12 protein-coding genes are annotated in these 19,366 nt (G+C 71.9%); 6 read left to right on the top strand and 6 right to left on the bottom strand.

Annotated elements, in window-relative coordinates; genetic code table 11:
- Window positions 1-79: 79 nt before the first annotated feature.
- The 3 genes from treS to KO717_RS11560 all read right to left on the bottom strand — a co-directional run bounded on the left by treS (window position 80) and on the right by KO717_RS11560 (window position 5,360).
- Window positions 80-1,798, bottom strand: coding sequence for a maltose alpha-D-glucosyltransferase (treS, locus tag KO717_RS11570; protein ID WP_301366396.1), 1,719 nt, complete (start codon window positions 1,796-1,798; stop codon window positions 80-82).
- On the bottom strand, window positions 1,795-3,789 hold the full coding sequence (locus KO717_RS11565) for an alpha-1,4-glucan--maltose-1-phosphate maltosyltransferase (protein WP_301366395.1): 1,995 nt from the start codon (window positions 3,787-3,789) through the stop codon (window positions 1,795-1,797). Before KO717_RS11565 ends, treS begins: the two co-directional genes overlap by 4 nt.
- 662 nt (window positions 3,790-4,451) lie before the next feature.
- A complete protein-coding gene (locus KO717_RS11560; protein ID WP_301366394.1) occupies window positions 4,452-5,360 on the bottom strand; it encodes an ADP-ribosylglycohydrolase family protein in 909 nt (302 codons plus the stop codon).
- Window positions 5,361-5,377: 17 nt separating this feature from the next.
- On the opposite strand from KO717_RS11560, the gene KO717_RS11555 reads away from it, so the two are divergent.
- The gene (locus tag KO717_RS11555) at window positions 5,378-6,247 is read left to right on the top strand and encodes a hypothetical protein (RefSeq protein WP_301366393.1); all 870 of its coding nucleotides are present in this window, start codon (window positions 5,378-5,380) and stop codon (window positions 6,245-6,247) included.
- Between the two features lie 120 nt (window positions 6,248-6,367).
- Window positions 6,368-9,004 (top strand): alpha-glucan family phosphorylase, encoded by a 2,637-nt coding sequence (gene glgP / locus KO717_RS11550; protein WP_301366392.1) that lies wholly within the window; start codon window positions 6,368-6,370, stop codon window positions 9,002-9,004.
- 19 nt (window positions 9,005-9,023) lie between these two features.
- Here the strand turns inward: glgP and KO717_RS11545 are convergent, their stop codons facing one another.
- A complete protein-coding gene (locus KO717_RS11545) occupies window positions 9,024-10,025 on the bottom strand; it encodes an Lrp/AsnC family transcriptional regulator (protein WP_229876342.1) in 1,002 nt (333 codons plus the stop codon).
- A 145-nt stretch (window positions 10,026-10,170) separates the two neighbouring features.
- Between KO717_RS11545 and KO717_RS11540 the strand changes: the two genes are divergently transcribed.
- Entirely contained in the window at window positions 10,171-11,721 is a 1,551-nt protein-coding gene (locus KO717_RS11540) for an MFS transporter (RefSeq protein ID WP_301366391.1), read from the top strand.
- Between the two features lie 183 nt (window positions 11,722-11,904).
- Window positions 11,905-12,555: a hypothetical protein gene (locus tag KO717_RS11535; protein ID WP_301366390.1), complete on the top strand. Its 651-nt coding sequence runs from the start codon at window positions 11,905-11,907 to the stop codon at window positions 12,553-12,555.
- Between the two features lie 120 nt (window positions 12,556-12,675).
- Here KO717_RS11535 and KO717_RS11530 read toward each other — a convergent pair whose 3' ends face one another.
- Window positions 12,676-14,946, bottom strand: coding sequence for a M4 family metallopeptidase (locus KO717_RS11530; RefSeq protein WP_301366389.1), 2,271 nt, complete (start codon window positions 14,944-14,946; stop codon window positions 12,676-12,678).
- Between the two features lie 382 nt (window positions 14,947-15,328).
- Here KO717_RS11530 and KO717_RS11525 point away from each other — a divergent pair, with 382 nt between their 5' ends.
- Entirely contained in the window at window positions 15,329-16,804 is a 1,476-nt protein-coding gene (locus KO717_RS11525; protein WP_301366388.1) for a sugar transferase, read from the top strand.
- Between the two features lie 22 nt (window positions 16,805-16,826).
- Here the strand turns inward: KO717_RS11525 and KO717_RS11520 are convergent, their stop codons facing one another.
- A complete protein-coding gene (locus KO717_RS11520) occupies window positions 16,827-17,771 on the bottom strand; it encodes a GDP-L-fucose synthase family protein (protein ID WP_301366387.1) in 945 nt (314 codons plus the stop codon).
- A gap of 386 nt (window positions 17,772-18,157) precedes the next feature.
- On the opposite strand from KO717_RS11520, the gene gmd reads away from it, so the two are divergent.
- Window positions 18,158-19,171 carry a GDP-mannose 4,6-dehydratase gene (gmd, locus tag KO717_RS11515; RefSeq protein ID WP_189742990.1) on the top strand — a complete coding sequence of 338 codons (1,014 nt, stop codon included), beginning with the start codon at window positions 18,158-18,160 and terminating at the stop codon, window positions 19,169-19,171.
- The last annotated feature ends 195 nt before the right edge of the window (window positions 19,172-19,366 follow it).

The following is a 19,366-nucleotide window of genomic DNA, read 5'->3' as shown; positions in this document are numbered from 1 at the left end:
TCGGTTCGCCTCCGGAGCGCCGTGAGCCCGGCTCGCGGGCGCGCTCCTTCGGCTCACTCGCCCCCGGACCGGCTCCCGACTATTCGGCGCGCAGTTCGGCGCGCCGTTCGGTCCGCAGCCGGAACCAGTAGAAGCCGTGGCCCGCCAAGGTCAGCAGGTACGGCCACTCGCCGATCGGCGGGAAGCGCACATCACCGGTGAGCTCCACCGGGACCCGTCCGTTGAACGACCGCAGATCGAGCTCGGTGGGCTGCGCGAAGCGCGAGAAGTTGTGCACGCACAGCACCAGGTCGTCCCCGTGTTCGCGCAGGAACGCGAGCACCGCCGGGTTCGACGACGGCAGTTCGGTGTACGAGCCGAGTCCGAAGGCCGGGTTCGCCTTGCGGATCTCGATCAGTCGCCGGGTCCAGTGCAGCAGCGAGGAGGGCGACGCCATGGCCGCCTCGACATTGGTGACCTGGTACCCGTGGACCGGGTCCATGATGACCGGCAGGTTCAGCCTGCCCGGATCGCACGAGGAGAAACCGGCGTTGCGGTCCGGGGTCCACTGCATCGGCGTGCGGACGCCGTCGCGGTCGCCCAGCCAGATGTTGTCGCCCATGCCGATCTCGTCGCCGTAGTAGAGCACCGGCGAGCCGGGCAGCGACAGCAGCAGGGCCGTGAACAGCTCCATCTGGTTGCGGTCGTTGTCCAGGAGCGGGGCGAGCCGGCGCCGGATGCCGATGTTGGCCCGCATCCGCGGGTCCTTGGCGTACTCGGCGTACATGTAGTCACGCTCTTCGTCCGTGACCATTTCGAGGGTGAGCTCGTCGTGGTTGCGCAGGAAGATGCCCCACTGGCAGCGGTCCGGGATCGCCGGGGTCTTGGCCAGGATTTCGGAGACCGGGTAGCGGGACTCTCTTCGGACGGCCATGAAGATGCGTGGCATGACGGGGAAGTGGAAGGCCATGTGGCACTCGTCCCCGCCCTTCTCGTAGTCGCCGAAGTAGTCGACGACGTCCTCGGGCCACTGGTTGGCCTCGGCGAGCAGCACGGTGTCCGGGTAGTGCGCGTCGATCTCGGCCCGGACCCGCTTCAGGAGCTGGTGGGTGCGGGGCAGGTTCTCGCAGTTGGTGCCCTCCTCGGCGTACAGGTAGGGCACGGCGTCGAGGCGGAAGCCGTCGATGCCGAGGTCGAGCCAGAAGCGCAGGGCGGAGACGATCTCCTCCACCACGGCCGGGTTCTCGTAGTTGAGGTCCGGCTGGTGGGAGAAGAATCTGTGCCAGTAGTACTGCTTGCGTACGGGGTCGTACGTCCAGTTGGAGGTCTCGGTGTCGACGAAGATGATGCGGGCGTCCTGGTACTGCTTGTCGTTGTCGGCCCACATGTAGTAGTCGCCGTACGGACCGTCCGGGTCCTTGCGTGACTGCTGGAACCACTCGTGCTGATCGCTGGTGTGGTTCATGACGAAGTCGATGATCACCCGCATGCCGCGGGTGTGCGCGGCGTCCACGAACTCCACGAAGTCGGCGAGGTCGCCGAACTCGGGCAGCACGGAGGTGTAGTCGGCGACGTCGTAACCCCCGTCGCGCAGGGGTGAGGCGAAGAACGGCGGCAGCCAGAGGCAGTCGACACCGAGCCACTGGAGGTAGTCCAGTTTGCTGGTGAGCCCCTTGAGGTCCCCGACGCCGTCGCCGTTGCTGTCGTGGAAGGAGCGGACGAGGACCTCGTAGAAGACCGCCCGCTTGAACCAGTCGGGATCGCGGTCCTTGGCGGGGGTGTCCTCGAAGGTGTCGTGGACGGGATCGTTGATCATCATGTGGTGGGTGACCCTCCGGTGGGCGGGGACGGTCGCAGAGCAGCAAGTACGTGCGCGGGCGTGCGGCCCGGCTCTAGGCGCACGTAGTTCGCCCTGCCCCAGTGATAGGTCTCGCCGGTGAGCTCGTCGCGCACCGCGAGGGACCCGTGCCAGTCGAGGCCGAGTACCGGCATGTCCAACGACACTGTCGCCTCCTGGGTGTGGTGCGGATCGAGGTTGACGACCACCAGTACGGAATTGGCTCCGGCGTGCTTCGAATAGGCGATCACCTGTTCGTTGTCGGTCGAGTGGAAGTGGATGTCGCGCAACTGCTGGAGCGCGGGGTTGCGGCGGCGCAGCCGGTTGAGCGAGGTGATCAGCGGGGCGATGGTCGCGCCGGTGCGGTCGGCCTCCGCCCAGTCGCGCGGCCGGAACTCGTACTTCTCGGAGTTCAGGTACTCCTCGCTGCCCTCCCGCACCGGGGTGTTCTCGCAGAGCTCGTAGCCGGCGTAGACCCCCCAGGCGGGGGAGAGGGTGGCGGCCAGGACGGCCCGGACCTCGAAGGCGGGACGGCCGCCGTGCTGCAGGTACTCGTGCAGGATGTCGGGCGTGTTGACGAAGAAGTTCGGCCGCATGACCGACGCGGAGGGGGTGTCCGCCAGCTCGGTCAGGTACTCGGTCAGCTCGGCCTTGGTGTTGCGCCAGGTGAAGTACGTGTACGACTGCTGGAATCCGACGGCGGCCAGCGCCCGCATCATCGCGGGCCGGGTGAAGGCCTCGGCCAGGAAGATCACGTCCGGGTCGGACTTGTTGATGTCCGCGATCACCTTCTGCCAGAAGACGACCGGCTTGGTGTGCGGATTGTCGACCCGGAAGATGCGGACGCCGTGGTCCATCCAGTGCCGCAGGATCCGGCAGGTCTCCTCGACGATGCCGGCCATGTCCGTGTCGAAGTGGATCGGGTAGATGTCCTGGTACTTCTTCGGCGGGTTCTCGGCGTACGCGATCGTCCCGTCGGCCCGGTGGCGGAACCACTGCGGGTTCTTCTCCACCCACGGGTGGTCGGGGGAGCACTGCAGCGCGAAGTCCAGCGCGATCTCCATGCCCAGCTCGCGGGCGCGCCCGACGAAGGCGTCGAAGTCCTCGATGGTGCCGAGTTCCGGGTGGACCGCATCGTGCCCGCCCTCGGTGGAGCCGATGGCCCACGGCACGCCCGGGTCCCAACTTCCGGCGGAAAGAGTGTTGTTCGGGCCCTTGCGGTAGGTGGACCCGATCGGGTGGATGGGCGGCAGGTAGACCACGTCGAAGCCCATCGCCGCGATCGCGGGCAGCCGCTCGGCGGCGGTCCGGAAGGTCCCGCTGACCGGGGCCTCGCCGGGCTCCAGCACCGCTCCCTCGGAGCGCGGGAACATCTCGTACCAGGAGCCGAAGAGGGCCCGCTTGCGCTCCACCAGCAGCGGCAGGGGCTTGGAGGCGGTGACCAGCTCCCGGTACGGGCGCCTGGCGAACGCGGCGTCCACGGCCGGGTCGAGGGCGGCCTCGTACCGTTCGGCGGCGGGCAGGTCCTCGTCGCGCATGGTCGCGGCGGCGGCCATGACGGCCTCGCGCCCGTCACGCTTGGGGATCCGGGCCCCGGCCCGCTCGTAGAGCTCCGCGCCCTCCAGCAGCATGAGGCCGGTGTCGATCCCGGCGGGGATCTTGATCGCGGCATGGGCCCGCCAGGTGGCCACCGGATCGCTCCACGCCTCGACGGTGTACGTCCACCTCCCCTCGGCCTCGACGGAGACCTTGGTCCCCCACCGGTCGGTGCCGGGGGCGAGTTCACTCAGCGGCACCGGGGCCCGCAGCCGCCCGCCCGGATCACGCAGGACGAGGTGGGCGGCGACGGCGTCGTGTCCTTCGCGGAACACGGTGGCGGAGATCTCGAAGACCTCGTCCACGACCGCCTTTGCGGGTCTGGCGCCGCAGTCGACGGCGGGGCGGACGTCCAGCACGGGAATGCGACCGATCATGATGGGATCACCTGGGGGCAGTTCGCAGGGCTCGGTGACAACAGGCCGGCCGCGAGGGCGACCGGTAGTGCACGCTCTGTTCGCTCTGTTTCTAGCCGCTCAGTGGACGGCTGGGCTGCGGGCATGGCCGCTCCTGTCCGCGTTCACTCGGGTGGCGGGGAGAGGGTTTGTGGGCGGGTGCGCCGTGCGTGTACGACGTGTACCCGGGGAGCCCTTCCCACTCTCACCCCGCCCAATCCGCGCGCTCGGTTAACTACTCGTACGTAGTGGCACGGCCGATACCAAGGCCCGGGTCGACATCCGCCGGGGCTCCGTCAAGTCGGCCGGGACTAGGTGACGTAGAGGCCGCCGACTTGACGAAGCCCCGGCGCGGACGGGACGGGAACCACCTGTCCCACGGGCCCCGAGCGCCCCGCGCGGAGGGCCGGCGAGGGCTGCGCCGGGGGCAAAGGCCCGTCATGCCGAGAGGCGCGAGTGACCGGTGATCCGGGGCTCTTGAACGATGCGGTCGAGGACGACGGTCACGGTCCGGCCGCCCGGAAGCGCGCCGCCCGTGCCGATAGGGGCGGCGTGTGCGCCGGCCGCACCCGGTGTTCCGGACCGGGGGAGAGCGCCGAGGCCCGTCCGCCGCCACGCCCCGAGGAGGTGTCCGCAGGGGGCCGTTACGCGGTCCCGCCCGGGATCCGGGCCGGCTCCGCCCGGGACCACCAGTCGGCCGGGACGCCGGACAGGCCCGCGCGGGCGGCCACCACACCGCCGGCGATCGCGCACGTGGTGTCGCGGTCACCCCAGCCCTCCACCGTGCGCCACAGCGCCTCGGCCAGGTCGTCCGGCTCCCCGGCGGCGCACCACAGCGCGAACGGCACGGTGTCCGGCGCCGAGATCCGCCAGCCCGAACCGAGGCGCTCCGCGGCCTCCCGCACGGTCGTACCGGCCGGCAGCGCGGCCGCCGTCAGCAGCAGGTCCCGCACCTGTCCCGGCAGCACCCGGCCGGCCACCTCCCGCAGGAAATCCGGGCGCCGCGGCGCAGGCCCGCCCCGGCCCGCGGCCGCCAGCGCGGCCGCCACCGCCACCGCCACCGCACCGGCCACGGCCTCCGGGTGCGCGTGCGTGGCCAGCGCCGAACGCCGCGCCTGCTCCACCACCGCGTCCATGTCCCCGTGGAAGAAGGCCCCCAGCGGAGCCACCCGCATCGCCGCCCCGTTGCCCCACGAGCCCTGGCCGCCGAACTGCTCGCCGGTGACGGCCCGCCAGTCCTCCCCGGCCCCGATCCGCTCCAGCACCTCGTGCATCGAGGCCCCGTACTGGCGGTACGCGTCCCGCGCGTACTCGGCGGCGAAGGCCGCGGCCAGTTCCGCCGGGCGCACCTCCCCGTACCGGACCAGGTGCGCGTGCAGGACGAGCCCCATCGCCCCGTCGTCCGTCCACTTCCACGGCCCCGGACGCAGCTCGCGCGCGGCCAGCCACCGCTCGCCGGCCCCGGCGTCACGTACGAACCAGCTCTGCCCGAAGGCGTCCCCGAGCACCAGCCCCTCAAGGCTGTCCCGTGCCGCGCCCGACCTGTCATCCATACGGGGGACAATGCCACATGGACTCGGAGGCACTGCACGAATCGATCGGCGCACAGCTGCGTGCGGCCGACCCCCGGCGGCGGGAGGCCGCCGCACGCCGGGCGCTGGACGTCGCCTGGAGCCCGGACCAGGAGCGGTACCTGGCCGAGGCCCTCGCCCACGCCGTCGGCCGCGAGGACGACCCGGCCGCCCTGGCGGCGCAGATCGACGCGCTGCCCGCCGTCGAACCGGCCCTCGGCGACGCCGCGCTGGTCCGCCTCGCCGGCCGGTGCGCCGACTCCCCGGCCCTGGCCGCGCTGCTCGTCCGTGCCGCCCGGCTGCAGATCTCCGGGCCCGCCGAACCCGTCGGCGACGCGACCCGGGTCGCCGTACGCTGCCTGCGCGGAGCCCCGCACTCCGGGCTCGGGCTGTGCACCCCGGGCGGGGCGTGGGTGGTCCTGGAGCGGATCGAGGTCTACGGCAGGGCCGTGGACCGGCTGGACCCCGGCTGCACGGCCCGGGTGCTGCTGTCCGGACCCGGCGCGCGGGACCTGGCCGAGTGGGACCGCCTGGAAGCCGAGCCCCGGGCCCGGGAGTGCGCACCGCGGCTGCGCTCGCCCGACCCCCGGACCCGGTGCTCCGCCGCCGATGCCATCGCCGACCGGCCGGACTCCTGGGCGCCCGAGGTGGGCCGCTACCTGTGCGGCGCGCTGGCCCGGGCCGCGGTGCGGGAGCAGGACCACGACGCGCTGGAGGCCCACCTGCACGCCCTGCTCGCACTGGGCCGCTTCCTGGCGGAACCGGCGTTCGCCCTGCTGCGCACGATGGACCGCGCCGCCCTGCCGGACGTGCTGCGGCCCTATCTGGACGACCTGTTGGAGGAGGACCGGGCCCGCAGCGGCCGGTGAGCCCCGCCCGAGGTCCCATGGCCGGAACCCGTGGGCGCCGCTAGCCTTCCCGGGGTGATGCGCGGGTGCACAGCGTGGTGCGGCCGCTCCGATCCGTAATCCCCTGCGAAGGTGGAACACGTGAAGGCTATCCGTCGATTCACCGTGCGCCCCGTCCTCCCGGAGCCCCTGCTGCAGCTCACCGAGCTCGCGCGCAATCTGCGCTGGTCGTGGCATTCCGAGACCCGTGAACTCTTCCAATCCGTCGACCCCGAGGGCTGGCAGGCCGCCGGCGGCGATCCCGTCCGGCTGCTCGGCGCCGTCTCCGCGGCCCGGCTCGCCGAACTGGCCGCGGACCGCCGGTTCCTGCGCCGGCTCGCCGTCGCCGCGGCCGACCTCGACGACTACGTGAACGGCGGGAGGTGGTACCAGAGCCAGGAGAACGGCGCGGAACTGCCCGCCGCCATCGCCTATTTCTCCCCCGAATTCGGCATCACCGCCGCCCTGCCGCAGTACTCCGGCGGCCTCGGCATCCTCGCCGGGGACCACCTCAAGGCCGCCAGCGACCTCGGCGTCCCGCTCATCGGGGTGGGCCTGCTCTACCGCCACGGCTACTTCCGCCAGTCGCTCTCCCGCGACGGCTGGCAGCAGGAGCACTATCCCGTCCTCGACCCCAACGAACTCCCGCTCGGCCTGCTCCGCCAGGACGACGGCACCCCCGCCCGCGTCTCGCTGACCCTGCCCGGCGGACGCACCCTGCAGGCCCACATCTGGCAGGCCCGCGTCGGCCGGGTGCCGCTGCTGCTCCTGGACTCCGACGTCGAGGACAACGACGCCGCGGCCCGCGAGGTGACCGACCGGCTCTACGGCGGCGGCAGCGACCACCGGCTGCTCCAGGAGATGCTGCTCGGCATCGGCGGCGTGCGCGCGGTGCGCGCGTACTGCCGGATCACCGGCCATCCCGATCCCGAGGTCTTCCACACCAACGAGGGGCACGCCGGCTTCCTCGGGCTCGAACGCATAAGGGAACTGGAGCGGGAGCAGGGCCTCGGCTTCGACGGCGCCGTCGAAGCCGTGCGCGCCGGGACCGTGTTCACCACGCACACCCCCGTCCCGGCCGGGATCGACCGCTTCGAGCGGGCCCTGGTCGCCCGGCACTTCGGGGACGGCGGGGAACTGCCCGGCGTCCCGGTCGAGCGGATCCTGGAACTGGGCGCCGAGACCTATCCCGGCGGCGACCCCGGCGTGTTCAACATGGCCGTCATGGGCCTGCGCCTGGCCCAGCGGGCCAACGGGGTGTCCACCCTGCACGGCGCGGTCAGCCGGGAGATGTTCGCCGGGCTGTGGCCCGGCTTCGACCCGGCCGACGTGCCCATCACCTCCGTGACCAACGGGGTGCACGCCCCCACCTGGGTGGCCCCCGAGGTGGTCCGGCTCGGCGCCCGCCAGATCGGCCCGGGCCGTACCGAGGACGCCCTGTCGGTCGGCGGATCCCCGCGCTGGGACGCGGTCGCCGAGATCCCGGACCAGGACGTCTGGGACCTGCGCCGGGTCCTGCGCGAGCAACTGGTGCAGGAGGTACGGGACCGGCTGCGCGCCTCGTGGCGCCAGCGCGGGGCCGCAGCGGCAGAACTGGGCTGGGTCGACTCCGTACTCGACCCCGACGTGCTGACCATCGGCTTCGCCCGGCGCGTGCCCTCGTACAAGCGGCTGACGCTGATGCTGCGCGACCCGGACCGGCTGCGCAGGCTGCTGCTGGACCCGGAGCGGCCGGTGCAGATCGTGGTGGCGGGCAAGGCGCACCCGGCCGACGACGGCGGGAAGCGGCTCGTGCAGGAACTGGTCCGCTTCGCGGACGACCCGCGCGTACGGCACCGGATCGTCTTCCTGCCCGACTACGGCATGGCGATGGCTCAGAAGCTCTACCCGGGCTGCGACGTCTGGCTGAACAATCCGCTGCGGCCCCTGGAGGCCTGCGGCACGAGCGGGATGAAGGCCGCCCTGAACGGCTGCCTGAACCTGTCCGTGCTGGACGGCTGGTGGGACGAGTGGTTCGAGCCGGACTTCGGCTGGGCCATCCCGACCGCCGACGGGCTGGGCGCGGACGAGGACCGGCGCGACCACCTGGAGGCGAGCGCCCTCTACGAGCTGATCGAGAACCGGGTCGCGCCCCGGTTCTACGACCGGGCCGGCCGCAGCGGGCTCCCGGTGCGGTGGATCGAGATGGTCCGGCGCACGCTCGTCTCGCTGGGGCCGAAGGTGCTCGCCGGGCGGATGGTCCGGGAGTACGTGGAGCGGCTGTACACCCCGGCCGCGCTCGCCCACCGGGCCCTGGACGCCGGGGCGGCGCGTGACCTCGCCTGGTGGAAGGGGCGGGTCCGGGCGGCCTGGCCGCGGCTCTCCGTCGAGCACGTGGAGACGCTCGCGTCGGCTCCGGTGGGGGGCACCGCCGAACTGGGTGCCACCCTCACCCTGCGCGTGCAGGTGGCGCTGGACACCCTCACCCCCGAGGACGTCGAGGTACAGGCCTTCGCCGGCCGGGTGGACCCGCAGGACGTGATCCGGGACGGGCGCAGCTTCCCGCTCAAGCCGGCCGCGGGGCCCGACCTGGAGGGCCGCTGGGTGTACGAGGGCCCGCTCGCCCTCGACCGTACGGGACCCTTCGGCTACACGGTGCGCATCCTGCCGGCGCACCCGCTGCTGGCGACCCCGGCGGAACTGGGCCTGGTCGCGGCCCCGGTGGAGACCGATGCGGGAGGCGGCGTACTGCTGCGGTAGGCACCGTGGCGGTACCGGTTCAGGGGGCGGGCGGCGGATCCACCAGCCGCTCGCCCTCCACGAGCATCCCGGCCCGTTTGACGCTGCGCAGGGCCGGGATCACCTCCACCTGCCCCACGCCGTCCACCGCGCCGATCCGCTCGGTCAGGTACGTGTAGAGCGCGTCGGTGTCCCGGCACACGACCACCGCCATCAGGGAGGCCGCCCCGGTCACGGCCGCCGCGAACGGCACCTCGCGGTGGCTCGCCAGCGCGGCCCCCACCTCCGCGAGCCGGGCCGGCGGGACGGTCAGCACCATCGTCGCCTCGGCCTCGTAGCCGAAGAGCGAGGGGACGAACTCCACGTCGAAGAAGAGCGCCCCGAGATCGCGCAGCCGTTCCACCTTCCGGCGGGCGGTCGACTCCGACAGCCCGGTGGCGCGGGCCAGTTCCGGATACCCGGCGCGGCCGTCGCGGCCCAGCACCGCGAGCAGCGCGAACTCCGTCTCGTCCAGGGCGTACCGGTCCGGCCCGGGCGGGGCCGCGGGCCGTTCCAGGGCCGCGATCTGATCCGGGCGCAGCACGTCCACGCCCGCCCACGAGTCGGGCCCGCCGAAGAACTTCCGCAGGATGGTGTGGGCGCTGATGCCGGTCACCCGGCGGGTGCGCGGCAGCTTCTCCAGCAGCAGGGTGTCCCGGTCCCTGCGGGTACGGGCCCGGGTCATGCAGTGGACCTCCGTGCCGCCCGAGTTCAGGGTCACCCACGCGATGTCCGGGCGGCGGGCGAGCGCCTCGGCCACCGGGAGCGCCGCGTCGGGGGCGCACTGCACCCGCAGCCAGGACTCGAACAGGCCGACGCGGCTGCCCTGCGGCAGCCCGACCACCCGGACCAGACCGGCGGTCCGCAGCCGCCGGTAGCGGCGTACGACGGTCTGGTCGGAGACCTCCAGCACCTCGGCGAGCCGGCTGAAGGAGGCCCGGCCGTCGATCACGAGGGCGTGCACCAGGGACTGGTCGAGTGCGTCCAGCTGCGTCTCGTTCATGGTTTCCATCATGGCAGGGGCACTGATGAGGGAAATCCGGCAGGAGTGGGCCGCTGGATGGGGGAAAGGAGGTGGGCGGTGGGACCTTGGGGTCACCGCGGACCCGCCCGCGACCCCGCCCCTCCGCAACCCGAGGAGAACTCCCATGCGCAAATGGCTGCCCCTGACGGCCGTCTGCCTCGGGGCTTTCATGCTCCTGGTCGACGTCACGATCGTGACCGTCGCCCTGCCCGACATGTCTGCCGACATGCAGACCGGATTCGCCGGCCTCCAGTGGGTGATGGACGTCTACGCCCTCGCCCTGGCCGCCCTGCTGCTGGGAGCGGGCTCGCTCGCCGACCGGATCGGCCGCCGCCGCGTCTACCTCGTCGGGCTCGGGCTCTTCGCCGCCGCCTCGCTCGCCTGCGGACTGGCCACCGGCCCGGCCGAGCTGATCGCCTTCCGCGCCGTCCAGGGCATCGGCGGGGCCGCCATGTTCGCCACCACCATGGCCCTGCTCAGCGCGTCCTACCAGGGGCGCGACCGCGGGGTGGCCTTCGGCGTCTGGGGCGCGGTCAACGGCGCCGCCGCCGCGGCCGGGCCGATCATCGGCGGGCTGCTCACCGAGAACTTCGGCTGGCGCTGGATCTTCTTCATCAACCTGCCCGTCAGCGCGCTGGCCGTGTACGTCACCCTCAAGTCGGTGGCCGAGTCCCGCAACCCGCACGCCGGGCGCCTCGACCTGCCCGGCATGGCCACCTTCACCGCGGGCGCCGCGGCCGTCACCTACGCGGTGATCCGCGTCGGCGAGAACGGCTGGGCCTCGCCCACCACCCTCGGCCTGCTCGGCCTGGGCGTGGCCGCCTTCGCCGCCTTCGTCCTCGTCGAACTGCGCAGCACCCGCCCGATGCTGGACCTCTCGCTCTTCCGCAGCCGGACCTTCGTCGCCGTCATGGCCGCCGGACTGCTGCTGTCCGGGGCCGCGTTCTCGTACCTCATGTACGTCTCCCTCTGGCTGCAGTCCGCCGAGGGGATGAGCCCGGTCGGCGCGGGCCTGGTGCTGCTGCCGCTCAGCGCGGCCGGCTTCGTCGTCGCCGCGGTGGCCGGACGGCTGCTGCACGCGGTCCCGCCCCGGCTGACCATCGGCGGCGGACTGCTGCTGATCGGCCTCGGCGCGCTGCTCCAGGCCTGGATGCTCGACGCCGGGGACGGCTGGACCGCGCTCGTGCCCGGGCTGCTCGTGACCGGCGTGGGGGTGGGCGCCGCGACCCCGGCGCTGGCCGCCACCGCGATGGGGGCCGTGGCCCCGGCCCGGGCGGGCATGGCGGGCGGCGCCCTGAACACCGCGCGCCAGCTGGGCACCGCCCTCGGCATCGCCCTGCTCGGCGCGGTCTTCCACGCGGGGCTGCGTTCCGGGCTCGGTGACGGCGGCCGGGGGCTGGCGGAGCCGCTGGCCTCCGGCGGCGCCGGGCAGGTGCTCGCCGAAGCCCCGGCGGGCGCGGCCCGCGAGGCACTGACGGGGCTGGTGGAGGCCGCCTTCGCGAGCGGTCTGCGCGAGACGTTCCTGGTCTCGGCCGCGATGGGGCTGGCCGGTGCGCTGGCGGTCTTCCTCCTGCTCCGCGGCGGGACGCCGGCCGCCGCGGCTCCCCTCCCGCGGCCCCGTACGCAGTCCACCGGGGCCGAGGACCCGGCGGGGGCACCGGCCGTACGGAACTGAGGCCGTACGCAGGCAGACCGTACGCAGGGAGACGGTGCGGAGGGCCGTACGGCGGGGACCTCACGGGTGAACCTTCGAACGTACCGGGCATGCCGAAACGATTCAGCGGCCTCCTCCGCTCCTACGCTGCCCGAGGATGCCACCGGACCGGTATCCGCGGAACCCGAGGAACGGACTCCCCCCATGCGTCTTCGCTCGACCGCCGCCGTGTTCGTCGGCGCTCTCGCGCTCGCCCTGCCCACCGCCGGACCGTCGGTGGCCGACGACCACGGCGAACGCGCCCTCGGCACGCTGCACTACCAGTACCTGGACGCGGCCGGCTCCGAGAGAAGAGGCCAGATCCGGCCCGCCGACAACGACACCTGCTACCTGCTGACGCGCACCTCCCGCGACGAGCCCGCCATCGAGGTGCGCAACGAGACGGAGTCGCTGGCGGTCCTCTTCGACAACCGCAGCTGCAACGGCGAGGCGGAGAAGGTGCTGAAGCCGGGGGAGAGGGCGAAGCGGGTGGAGGTCGTCTCCGTCTACTTCAAGCCGGTGGACGAGGAGGACCCGGGCCGGGGCGACAACGGCGGGAACGGTGGCAACGGCGGGAACGGCACCGGGCCGGGCCGGGACGACCGGCCGCGGGACGACGAGGCCGCCGAGGGCCAGACCGGAACCAACGGTGGCAACGGCGGCAACGGTGGCAACGGCACCTGGCCGGGCCGGGACGACCAGTCGCGCGACGACCAGACCGACCAGACCGACCAGACCGACCAGAGCCAGAACCAGGGCGACGGGGAAGAGGAGGAGGAAGACTTCCTCACCGCCCTCTTCCGCGCCCTGGGCTGACACGGGTAGCGCACGTACCGGCGGAGCCGGGCCCATGGAACAGGGCCGCCCGGGGAGGATTCCTCCCGGGCGGCCCCGTGGTCTATCTGCTCAGCTGTCGTTCACGCTGCCCCGGTGGGGTCAGAAGGTGAGCTTCCAGCTGTTGATGTAGCCGGTGTCGAGGCTCGCGAGGTCCGCGACACGCAGCTTCCAGGTGCCGTTCGCGACCTCGGAGGAGGCGTTCACGGTGAAGGACTGGACGATGTTGTCCGCGCTGCCGCCGGTGCGGTTGCGCAGGTTGTAGACGGAGCCGTCAGGGGCGACCAGGTCGACCTTGAGGTCACCGACGTAGGTGTGGACGATGTTCACGTCCACCTTGAGCGTGCTGGGGGCGTTGCCCGAGCGCGTCACGTTGATCGGGGACTCTACGGTCGAGTTGTCCGCGATCTGGTAGTCCGTGGTGTTCTCGAAGACGCTCGGCTGCGTGGTGCCGACCGTCCAGGTGAACGCCGCGGTACCGGTCTGGTTCTGCGAGTCGGTCACCGTGACGGTCACGTTGGACGTGCCCGCGGTGGAGGCCGTGCCCGAGATCAGGCCGTTGGAGGAGTTGATCGACAGGCCGGCCGGCAGGCCGGTCGCCGCGTAGCTCAGCGCACCCGGGTTCGTGCTCGTGGCCTGGACCTGCAGGCTCACGGCGCTGCCCGTGACGGTGCTCTGGTTGGCGATCGGGCTGACCGTGACGCCGTTGGAGATGCGGGATCCGACGGCGACGCCGGCCCACGCGTTGGCGACGTTGTTGTAGATGGCCGAGCCCTGGCCGTAGAGGTCGGCGGCGGCCTTCAGGGTCTGGACGCGGGCGTCGGCGTAGTTGGTGTTCGACTTGAAGTAGCCCACCGTCAGCGCGCGGAACCAGATCTTCGAGGCGGCGTCACGGCCGATCGCGGTGACGGGCAGGCCGTCCGCGGTCGGAGAGTTGTAGCTCACGCCGTTGACGACCTTGGCGCCCGAGCCCTCGGAGGCCAGGTAGTACCAGTGGTTGGCCGGGCCCGAGGAGTAGTGGACGTCGATGCCGCCGAGGCCCGAGTACCAGCTGTCCTTGGACGCGCCGTCCTTGCTGGGCTTGTCCATGTAGCGCAGCGGGGTGCCGTCGCCGTTGATGTCGATCTTCTCGCCGACCAGGTAGTCGCCGACGTCCTGCGGGTTGTTGGCGTAGAACTCGACGGCCGCCGCCATGATGTCGGAGGTCGCCTCGTTCAGACCGCCGGGCTCACCGCTGTAGGTCATGTTGCCGGTGACCGAGGTCAGACCGTGGGTCATCTCGTGCGCGGCCACGTCGGTGGAGGTGAGCGGCTTGTTGTTGCCCTCACCGTCGCCGTACGTCATGCAGAAGCAGGAGTCGCTCCAGAACGCGTTGACGTAGGCGTTGCCGTAGTGGACCCGGCTGTACGGGGCCACGCCGTCGTTGCGCAGGCCGTTGCGGCCGTGCACGTTCTTGTAGTAGTCCCACGTGACCGCGGCGCCGTAGTGGGCGTCACCGCCGGCCGTCTCCAGGTTGGACGGCTGACCGTTGCCCCAGATGTCGTCGGGGCCGGAGAACAGCGTGCCGGTGCCGGAGCCGGTGCCACGGTTGAGGTTGTACGTCTTGTGGCTGCCGCGCGCGGCGTCGGTCAGGTTCCAGGTGCTGCCCGACTGGGTGGTCCCGAGGGTCACCTGGCCGCTGTACATCGTGTTGCCGGTGCCGGTCTCGATGGCCTGCCATTCGGTGATCTTGGCACCGGTCTTGGCGTTGGTCACCACGTGGAGCTCGTTCGGCGTGCCGTCGTGCTGGAGGCCGCCGACGACGGTCTCGAACGCGAGGACCGGCGCGCCCTCGGCCGCCCAGATCACCTTGCGGGCGTTCTTGGAGGGCTTGGCCTCCTTGGAACCCTCGGCGCTCGCGGCGGAGACGGCCTGGCTCTCGGCGGCCGCCGGCGTCACGGTGGCGCTGGTGTCGGCGACCTTGATCTCGTGGTTGGTCGCCTTGGTCACGCTCTTGGTGACGCCGTCCTTGGCGTGGACGGTGAGGTCACCACCGAGGACGGGGAGTCCGTCGTAGGTGCGCTCGTAGGTGGTGTGCGTGGTGCCGTCCGCATCCTGGACCACGTCGCGGACGACGAGCTTCTCGCCACTGCCGAGGCCGAGCGCCTTGGCGGCCTGCACGGTGGTCGAGTTGGCATCAGCCAGGAGCGTCGCACGCTCCGAGGCACTGAGTGCGCGGTTGGCCGCGCCCGGGTTGGGCTGGGCGGCCTTGGAGGCCTGCGACGCGGTGGCGTCGGCGGTCGCGGTGCCGGTCTGCATACCTACGGCGAGCAGGGCTGCCGCGGCAACGAGCGCGCCGGCAGCGGTGGCACGCCTCTGGGGGGTGGACCTCAACGCAGACTCCTTCTGCAAGGGGGGTTCCGGATGGCTGGGTGGGCCTCCGGGCAGAACAGGGCTGGTGCGATGAACGGTCGAAGATTGCCACTCGCAGCGACAGATGTCAGGGCCGCGTCAAAAGGTTGGCCGGAAACGGTCCGTTGTCCGAAGATGCGTATCCGGTATCCGGACCATTTACCTCCGTAAGTCCCCTGGGTCGCCCGGCATCCGGAACGCCAGATACCGGTTGCTAACACTTGCGCAACAAGAGGCTGCGTTGACCCAAACGGCATTTACCGTACGGGTGTTTGTCGTACTGTTTCCCGGTGCGGCAGATGTTCGTTGCCAGGGGAAGCGATGGGCACCCGCCACTGTCATAGACCACGTGCCAGGGGGGCCCATGAGGCATGTTCATATTCCTGCGCAAAGAGTGGCCAGAGCGGCCAGGGAGTCCCTTGCGCCCGCACGGCGCCTCGGGGACAAGGCCCGTTGGTACCGCCCGGCCGCAATCGCCGCCGACTTCCTCGGCGCCGCGATCCCGGTAGGACTCGTCTTCGATGCCGCGCAGCAGGTCCGGCCCGTCTACTGCGCCCTGGCCGCCGCCGTGGCGTGGACCGGGGTGCAGGCGCTGCGCCGCCGCTACGCGACCCGGACACTCGGGGAGTCCCGCGGTGTGCTGCCCGTCGTACATGACTGGCTGATTCTGATCGGCGTTCTGGCCGTGGCGCGTGTGGTGACCGAAGAGGCCACCCCCCGGCTGTCCGCTCTCGGGGCCCTGCTGCCCGCTCTGCTCATCACCGTCGCCGTCCACAAACTGACCTACCGGCACCTCTCCGCCGCCCGACGCGAGGCCCAGGCCGTCAGCCGGGTCCTGGTCGTCGGCGAGCCCGACGCGGCCGAGGACGTCATCGCACACCTCGCCGCCCGCACCGACCACCCGTACGTCGTCGTCGGCGTGGTCCCGGTCGGTGCCGGACCGCTCGCCAGCGGGGTGCCCGTGGCGGCGCGGCTCGACGGATGCGCTTCCGAGGTCCCGAACGGCGACTCCGCGGCCGTGCTCGGCGCCGTCGCCAGCCACCACGCAGACCTGGTGCTGGTGGCCCCCGGCGTGCGGATCACGGGGGAGCGGCTGCGCCGGATCGCCTGGGCCCTGCACGACGCCGGGCTGGAACTCGCCGTCTTCCCGGGCCTGGTGGAGGTATCCGTCAAGCGGCTGGAGACCCTGTCCGCGGGCGGGCTCGCCGTGCTGCGGGTGGCGCCGCCCGTCAGCCGCGGGGTGCAGACCCTGCTCAAGTCCGCCCTCGACCGGGTCGGAGCCGCGGCCGGACTGTTGCTGCTCTCCCCGGTCCTCCTGGGGATCGTCCTGGCCATCCGACTCGGCTCGCGCGGCCCGGCCTTCTACCGGCAGCGGCGGATCGGCCGCGGCGGAGTCCCGTTCGTCATGTGGAAGTTCCGCACGATGGTCGTGGACGCCGACGCCCTGAAGGCCGACCTGTCCGGGTCGAACGAGAACGACGGCCTGATGTTCAAGATGCGCCGCGACCCCCGGGTGACCCGGGTGGGCCGGCTGCTGCGCCGTACCTCGCTGGACGAGCTGCCGCAGCTGATCAACGTACTGACCGGCAACATGTCGCTGGTCGGCCCCCGTCCGCCGCTTCCGGAGGAAGTGGCGAAGTACGACGAGGTCGAGCTGCGCCGGCTCACCGTACGGCCCGGGATGACGGGACTGTGGCAGATCAGCGGACGGTCCGACCTGTCCTGGGACGAAACCATCCAGCTCGACCTCCAGTACGTCGACAACTGGTCCTTCACCAGTGATGTCGACGTGATGGGCCGCACGCTCCGCGCCGTCGTAGACGGTCGCGGAGCGTACTGAGGGACCTGGGCCGCCTGTGCGATCAGCTCTGCTCGCGCCACCACTTGTACGTGGCGGCGATGCCGTCCCGCAGCGGGACGGCGGGCTTCCAGCCGAGCGACGTCAGGCGGCTCACGTCCAGCAGCTTGCGCGGGGTCCCGTCCGGCTTGGACGTGTCCCAGGCGAGCCGGCCGCGGAAGCCGGTCACCTCGGCGACCGTCTCGGCCAGTTCCTTGATGGTCAGGTCCTCGCCGCAGCCGATGTTGACGGGCTCGTCGCCGTCGTAGCTGTTCAGCAACACGGCGCAGGCCGCGGCCAGATCGTCCACGTGCAGGAACTCCCGGCGGGGGGTGCCCGAGCCCCACAGCGTGACCTCGTCACGGCCCTCGACGGCGGCCTCGTGGAAGCGCCGGACGAGGGCCGGCAGGACGTGGGAGGTCTCCAGGTCGAAGTTGTCGCCCGGGCCGTAGAGATTGGTCGGCATGGCCGAGATGTACGAGGCCCCGTACTGCTTGCGGTACGACTGGACCTGGACGATCCCGGCGATCTTCGCGAGGGCGTAGGCCTCGTTGGTCGGCTCCAGCGGGCCGGTCAGCAGGGCGTCCTCGCGGATCGGCTGCGGGGCCAGCTTCGGGTAGATGCAGGACGATCCCAGGAACAGCAGCCGGCCCACGCCGGCGGCGTGCGCGCCGCCGATCACGCTGAGCTGGATCTGCAGGTTCTCCTCCAGGAACTGCACCGGGTACGTGCTGTTGGCCATGATCCCGCCGACCTTGGCGGCGGCCAGCACCACGGCGTCCGGGCGGACGTCCTTCAGGTACGCGGCGGTCGCGGCGGCGTCGCGCAGGTCGAGGTCGGCGCGGCCCCGGGTGAGCACCTCGTGGCCGTCGGCGGTGAGCCGCCGGGCGACCGCGGACCCCACGAGGCCGCGGTGACCCGCGACGAAGACGCGGGCGTTCGGGGGCAGGAGCGGCAGCGAACTTGTCATACAGCCGATGATGCCAGTCCGCTCCCGCGGGGGGCGCAGGGGACCACCGGCCCGAGCCCGCGCCACCTATGCGGCCCCGGCCGCGCGGCGGACCTCACGGTCCAGGGCGACAGTTCGCGCCCGGTTGCGCCCCGCTGCCCGGGCCCGGCCGTCGGTCCGTCCGGGATCTCGGCCGGCCCCGGAACCGGGGGCGTGCCGGGCGGCGTCAGGACCACGAGACGGCGTCCGCCCCGCAGGGGCGGCCCGGGGGCGGCCGTGTACGGTAACGCAATCCGGCCCCCGGGCCGCGGCCGGGCCGCCCGGTGCGACGCCTGACGGCCCGCTCCGCACCCACCCCGAGGCACAGCCTCACCACGACCGACAGAAACCACCAGCAAGGGGACCCCATGGGCAAGACCGCACTGATCACCGGAGTCACCGGACAGGACGGCTCGTACCTCGCCGAGCTCCTGCTCTCCAAGGGCTACACGGTGCACGGTCTCGTGCGGCGGTCCTCCAGCTTCAACACGGAGCGGGTCGACCACATCTACCAGGACCCGCAGACCGCCAACCGGTCCTTCGTCCTGCACCACGCCGACCTCTCCGACGGCGTCGCCCTCGTGAACCTGCTGCGCGACATACGCCCCGACGAGGTCTACAACCTCGGCGCCCAGTCCCACGTCCGCGTCTCCTTCGACGCCCCGCTCTACACGGGCGACGTGACCGGCCTCGGCGCGCTGCGGCTGCTGGAGGCCATCCGGGCCAGCGGTGTCGACACCCGCATCTACCAGGCCTCGTCCTCCGAGATGTTCGGCGCCACCCCGCCCCCGCAGAACGAGGCCACGCCGTTCCACCCGCGCAGCCCGTACGGCGCCGCGAAGGTCTTCGCGTACTGGACCACGGTGAACTACCGCGAGGCGTACGACATGTTCGCCGTCAACGGGATCCTCTTCAACCACGAGTCCCCGCGCCGCGGCGAGACCTTCGTGACCCGCAAGATCACCCGCGCGGTGGCCCGCATCAAGGCCGGTCTCCAGGACCACCTCTACCTCGGCAACCTCGACGCGGTGCGCGACTGGGGCTACGCCCCCGAGTACGTGGACGCCATGTGGCGGATGCTCCAGCAGGACGAGCCCACCGACTACGTCGTCGCCACCGGGGTGGCCGCGACCGTCCGCGAGTTCGTCGAGTCCTCCTTCACGCACGCCGGTCTCGACTGGACCGACCACGTGCGCTACGACCCCAAGTACGAGCGCCCCAGCGAGGTCGACGCGCTCATCGGCGATGCGTCCAAGGCCCACGACCTGCTTGGCTGGAAGCCGACGGTCCTCGTGGCGGAACTGGCGCAGATCATGGTCGACGCCGATATCCGTCAGGTCGAGGACCAACTGGCGGGCGTGACCGTCCGCATCGACCGCTGAGGCCTTATATTTCCCCTACGGTTCGCCGTGTTCCGGCCATGCTCTGCAGCTCTGCAGGGGTATGGCCGGGGTAAACCTGCCGTATGTCCCTTGTGCACCCTCCAGGCTGAACCTGTTGATTCCAAGTTGGTATGCAATGGGTCAAGAGAGGTGACCGGGCCTTCACGTGAGCCCTAGTCTGCGCCAGTACATATG

This window comes from Streptomyces xanthophaeus, from assembly GCF_030440515.1.
In the GTDB taxonomy this organism is placed as follows: Bacteria; Actinomycetota; Actinomycetes; order Streptomycetales; family Streptomycetaceae; genus Streptomyces; species Streptomyces kutzneri.
This window is presented reverse-complemented; position numbering and strand designations above follow the sequence as displayed.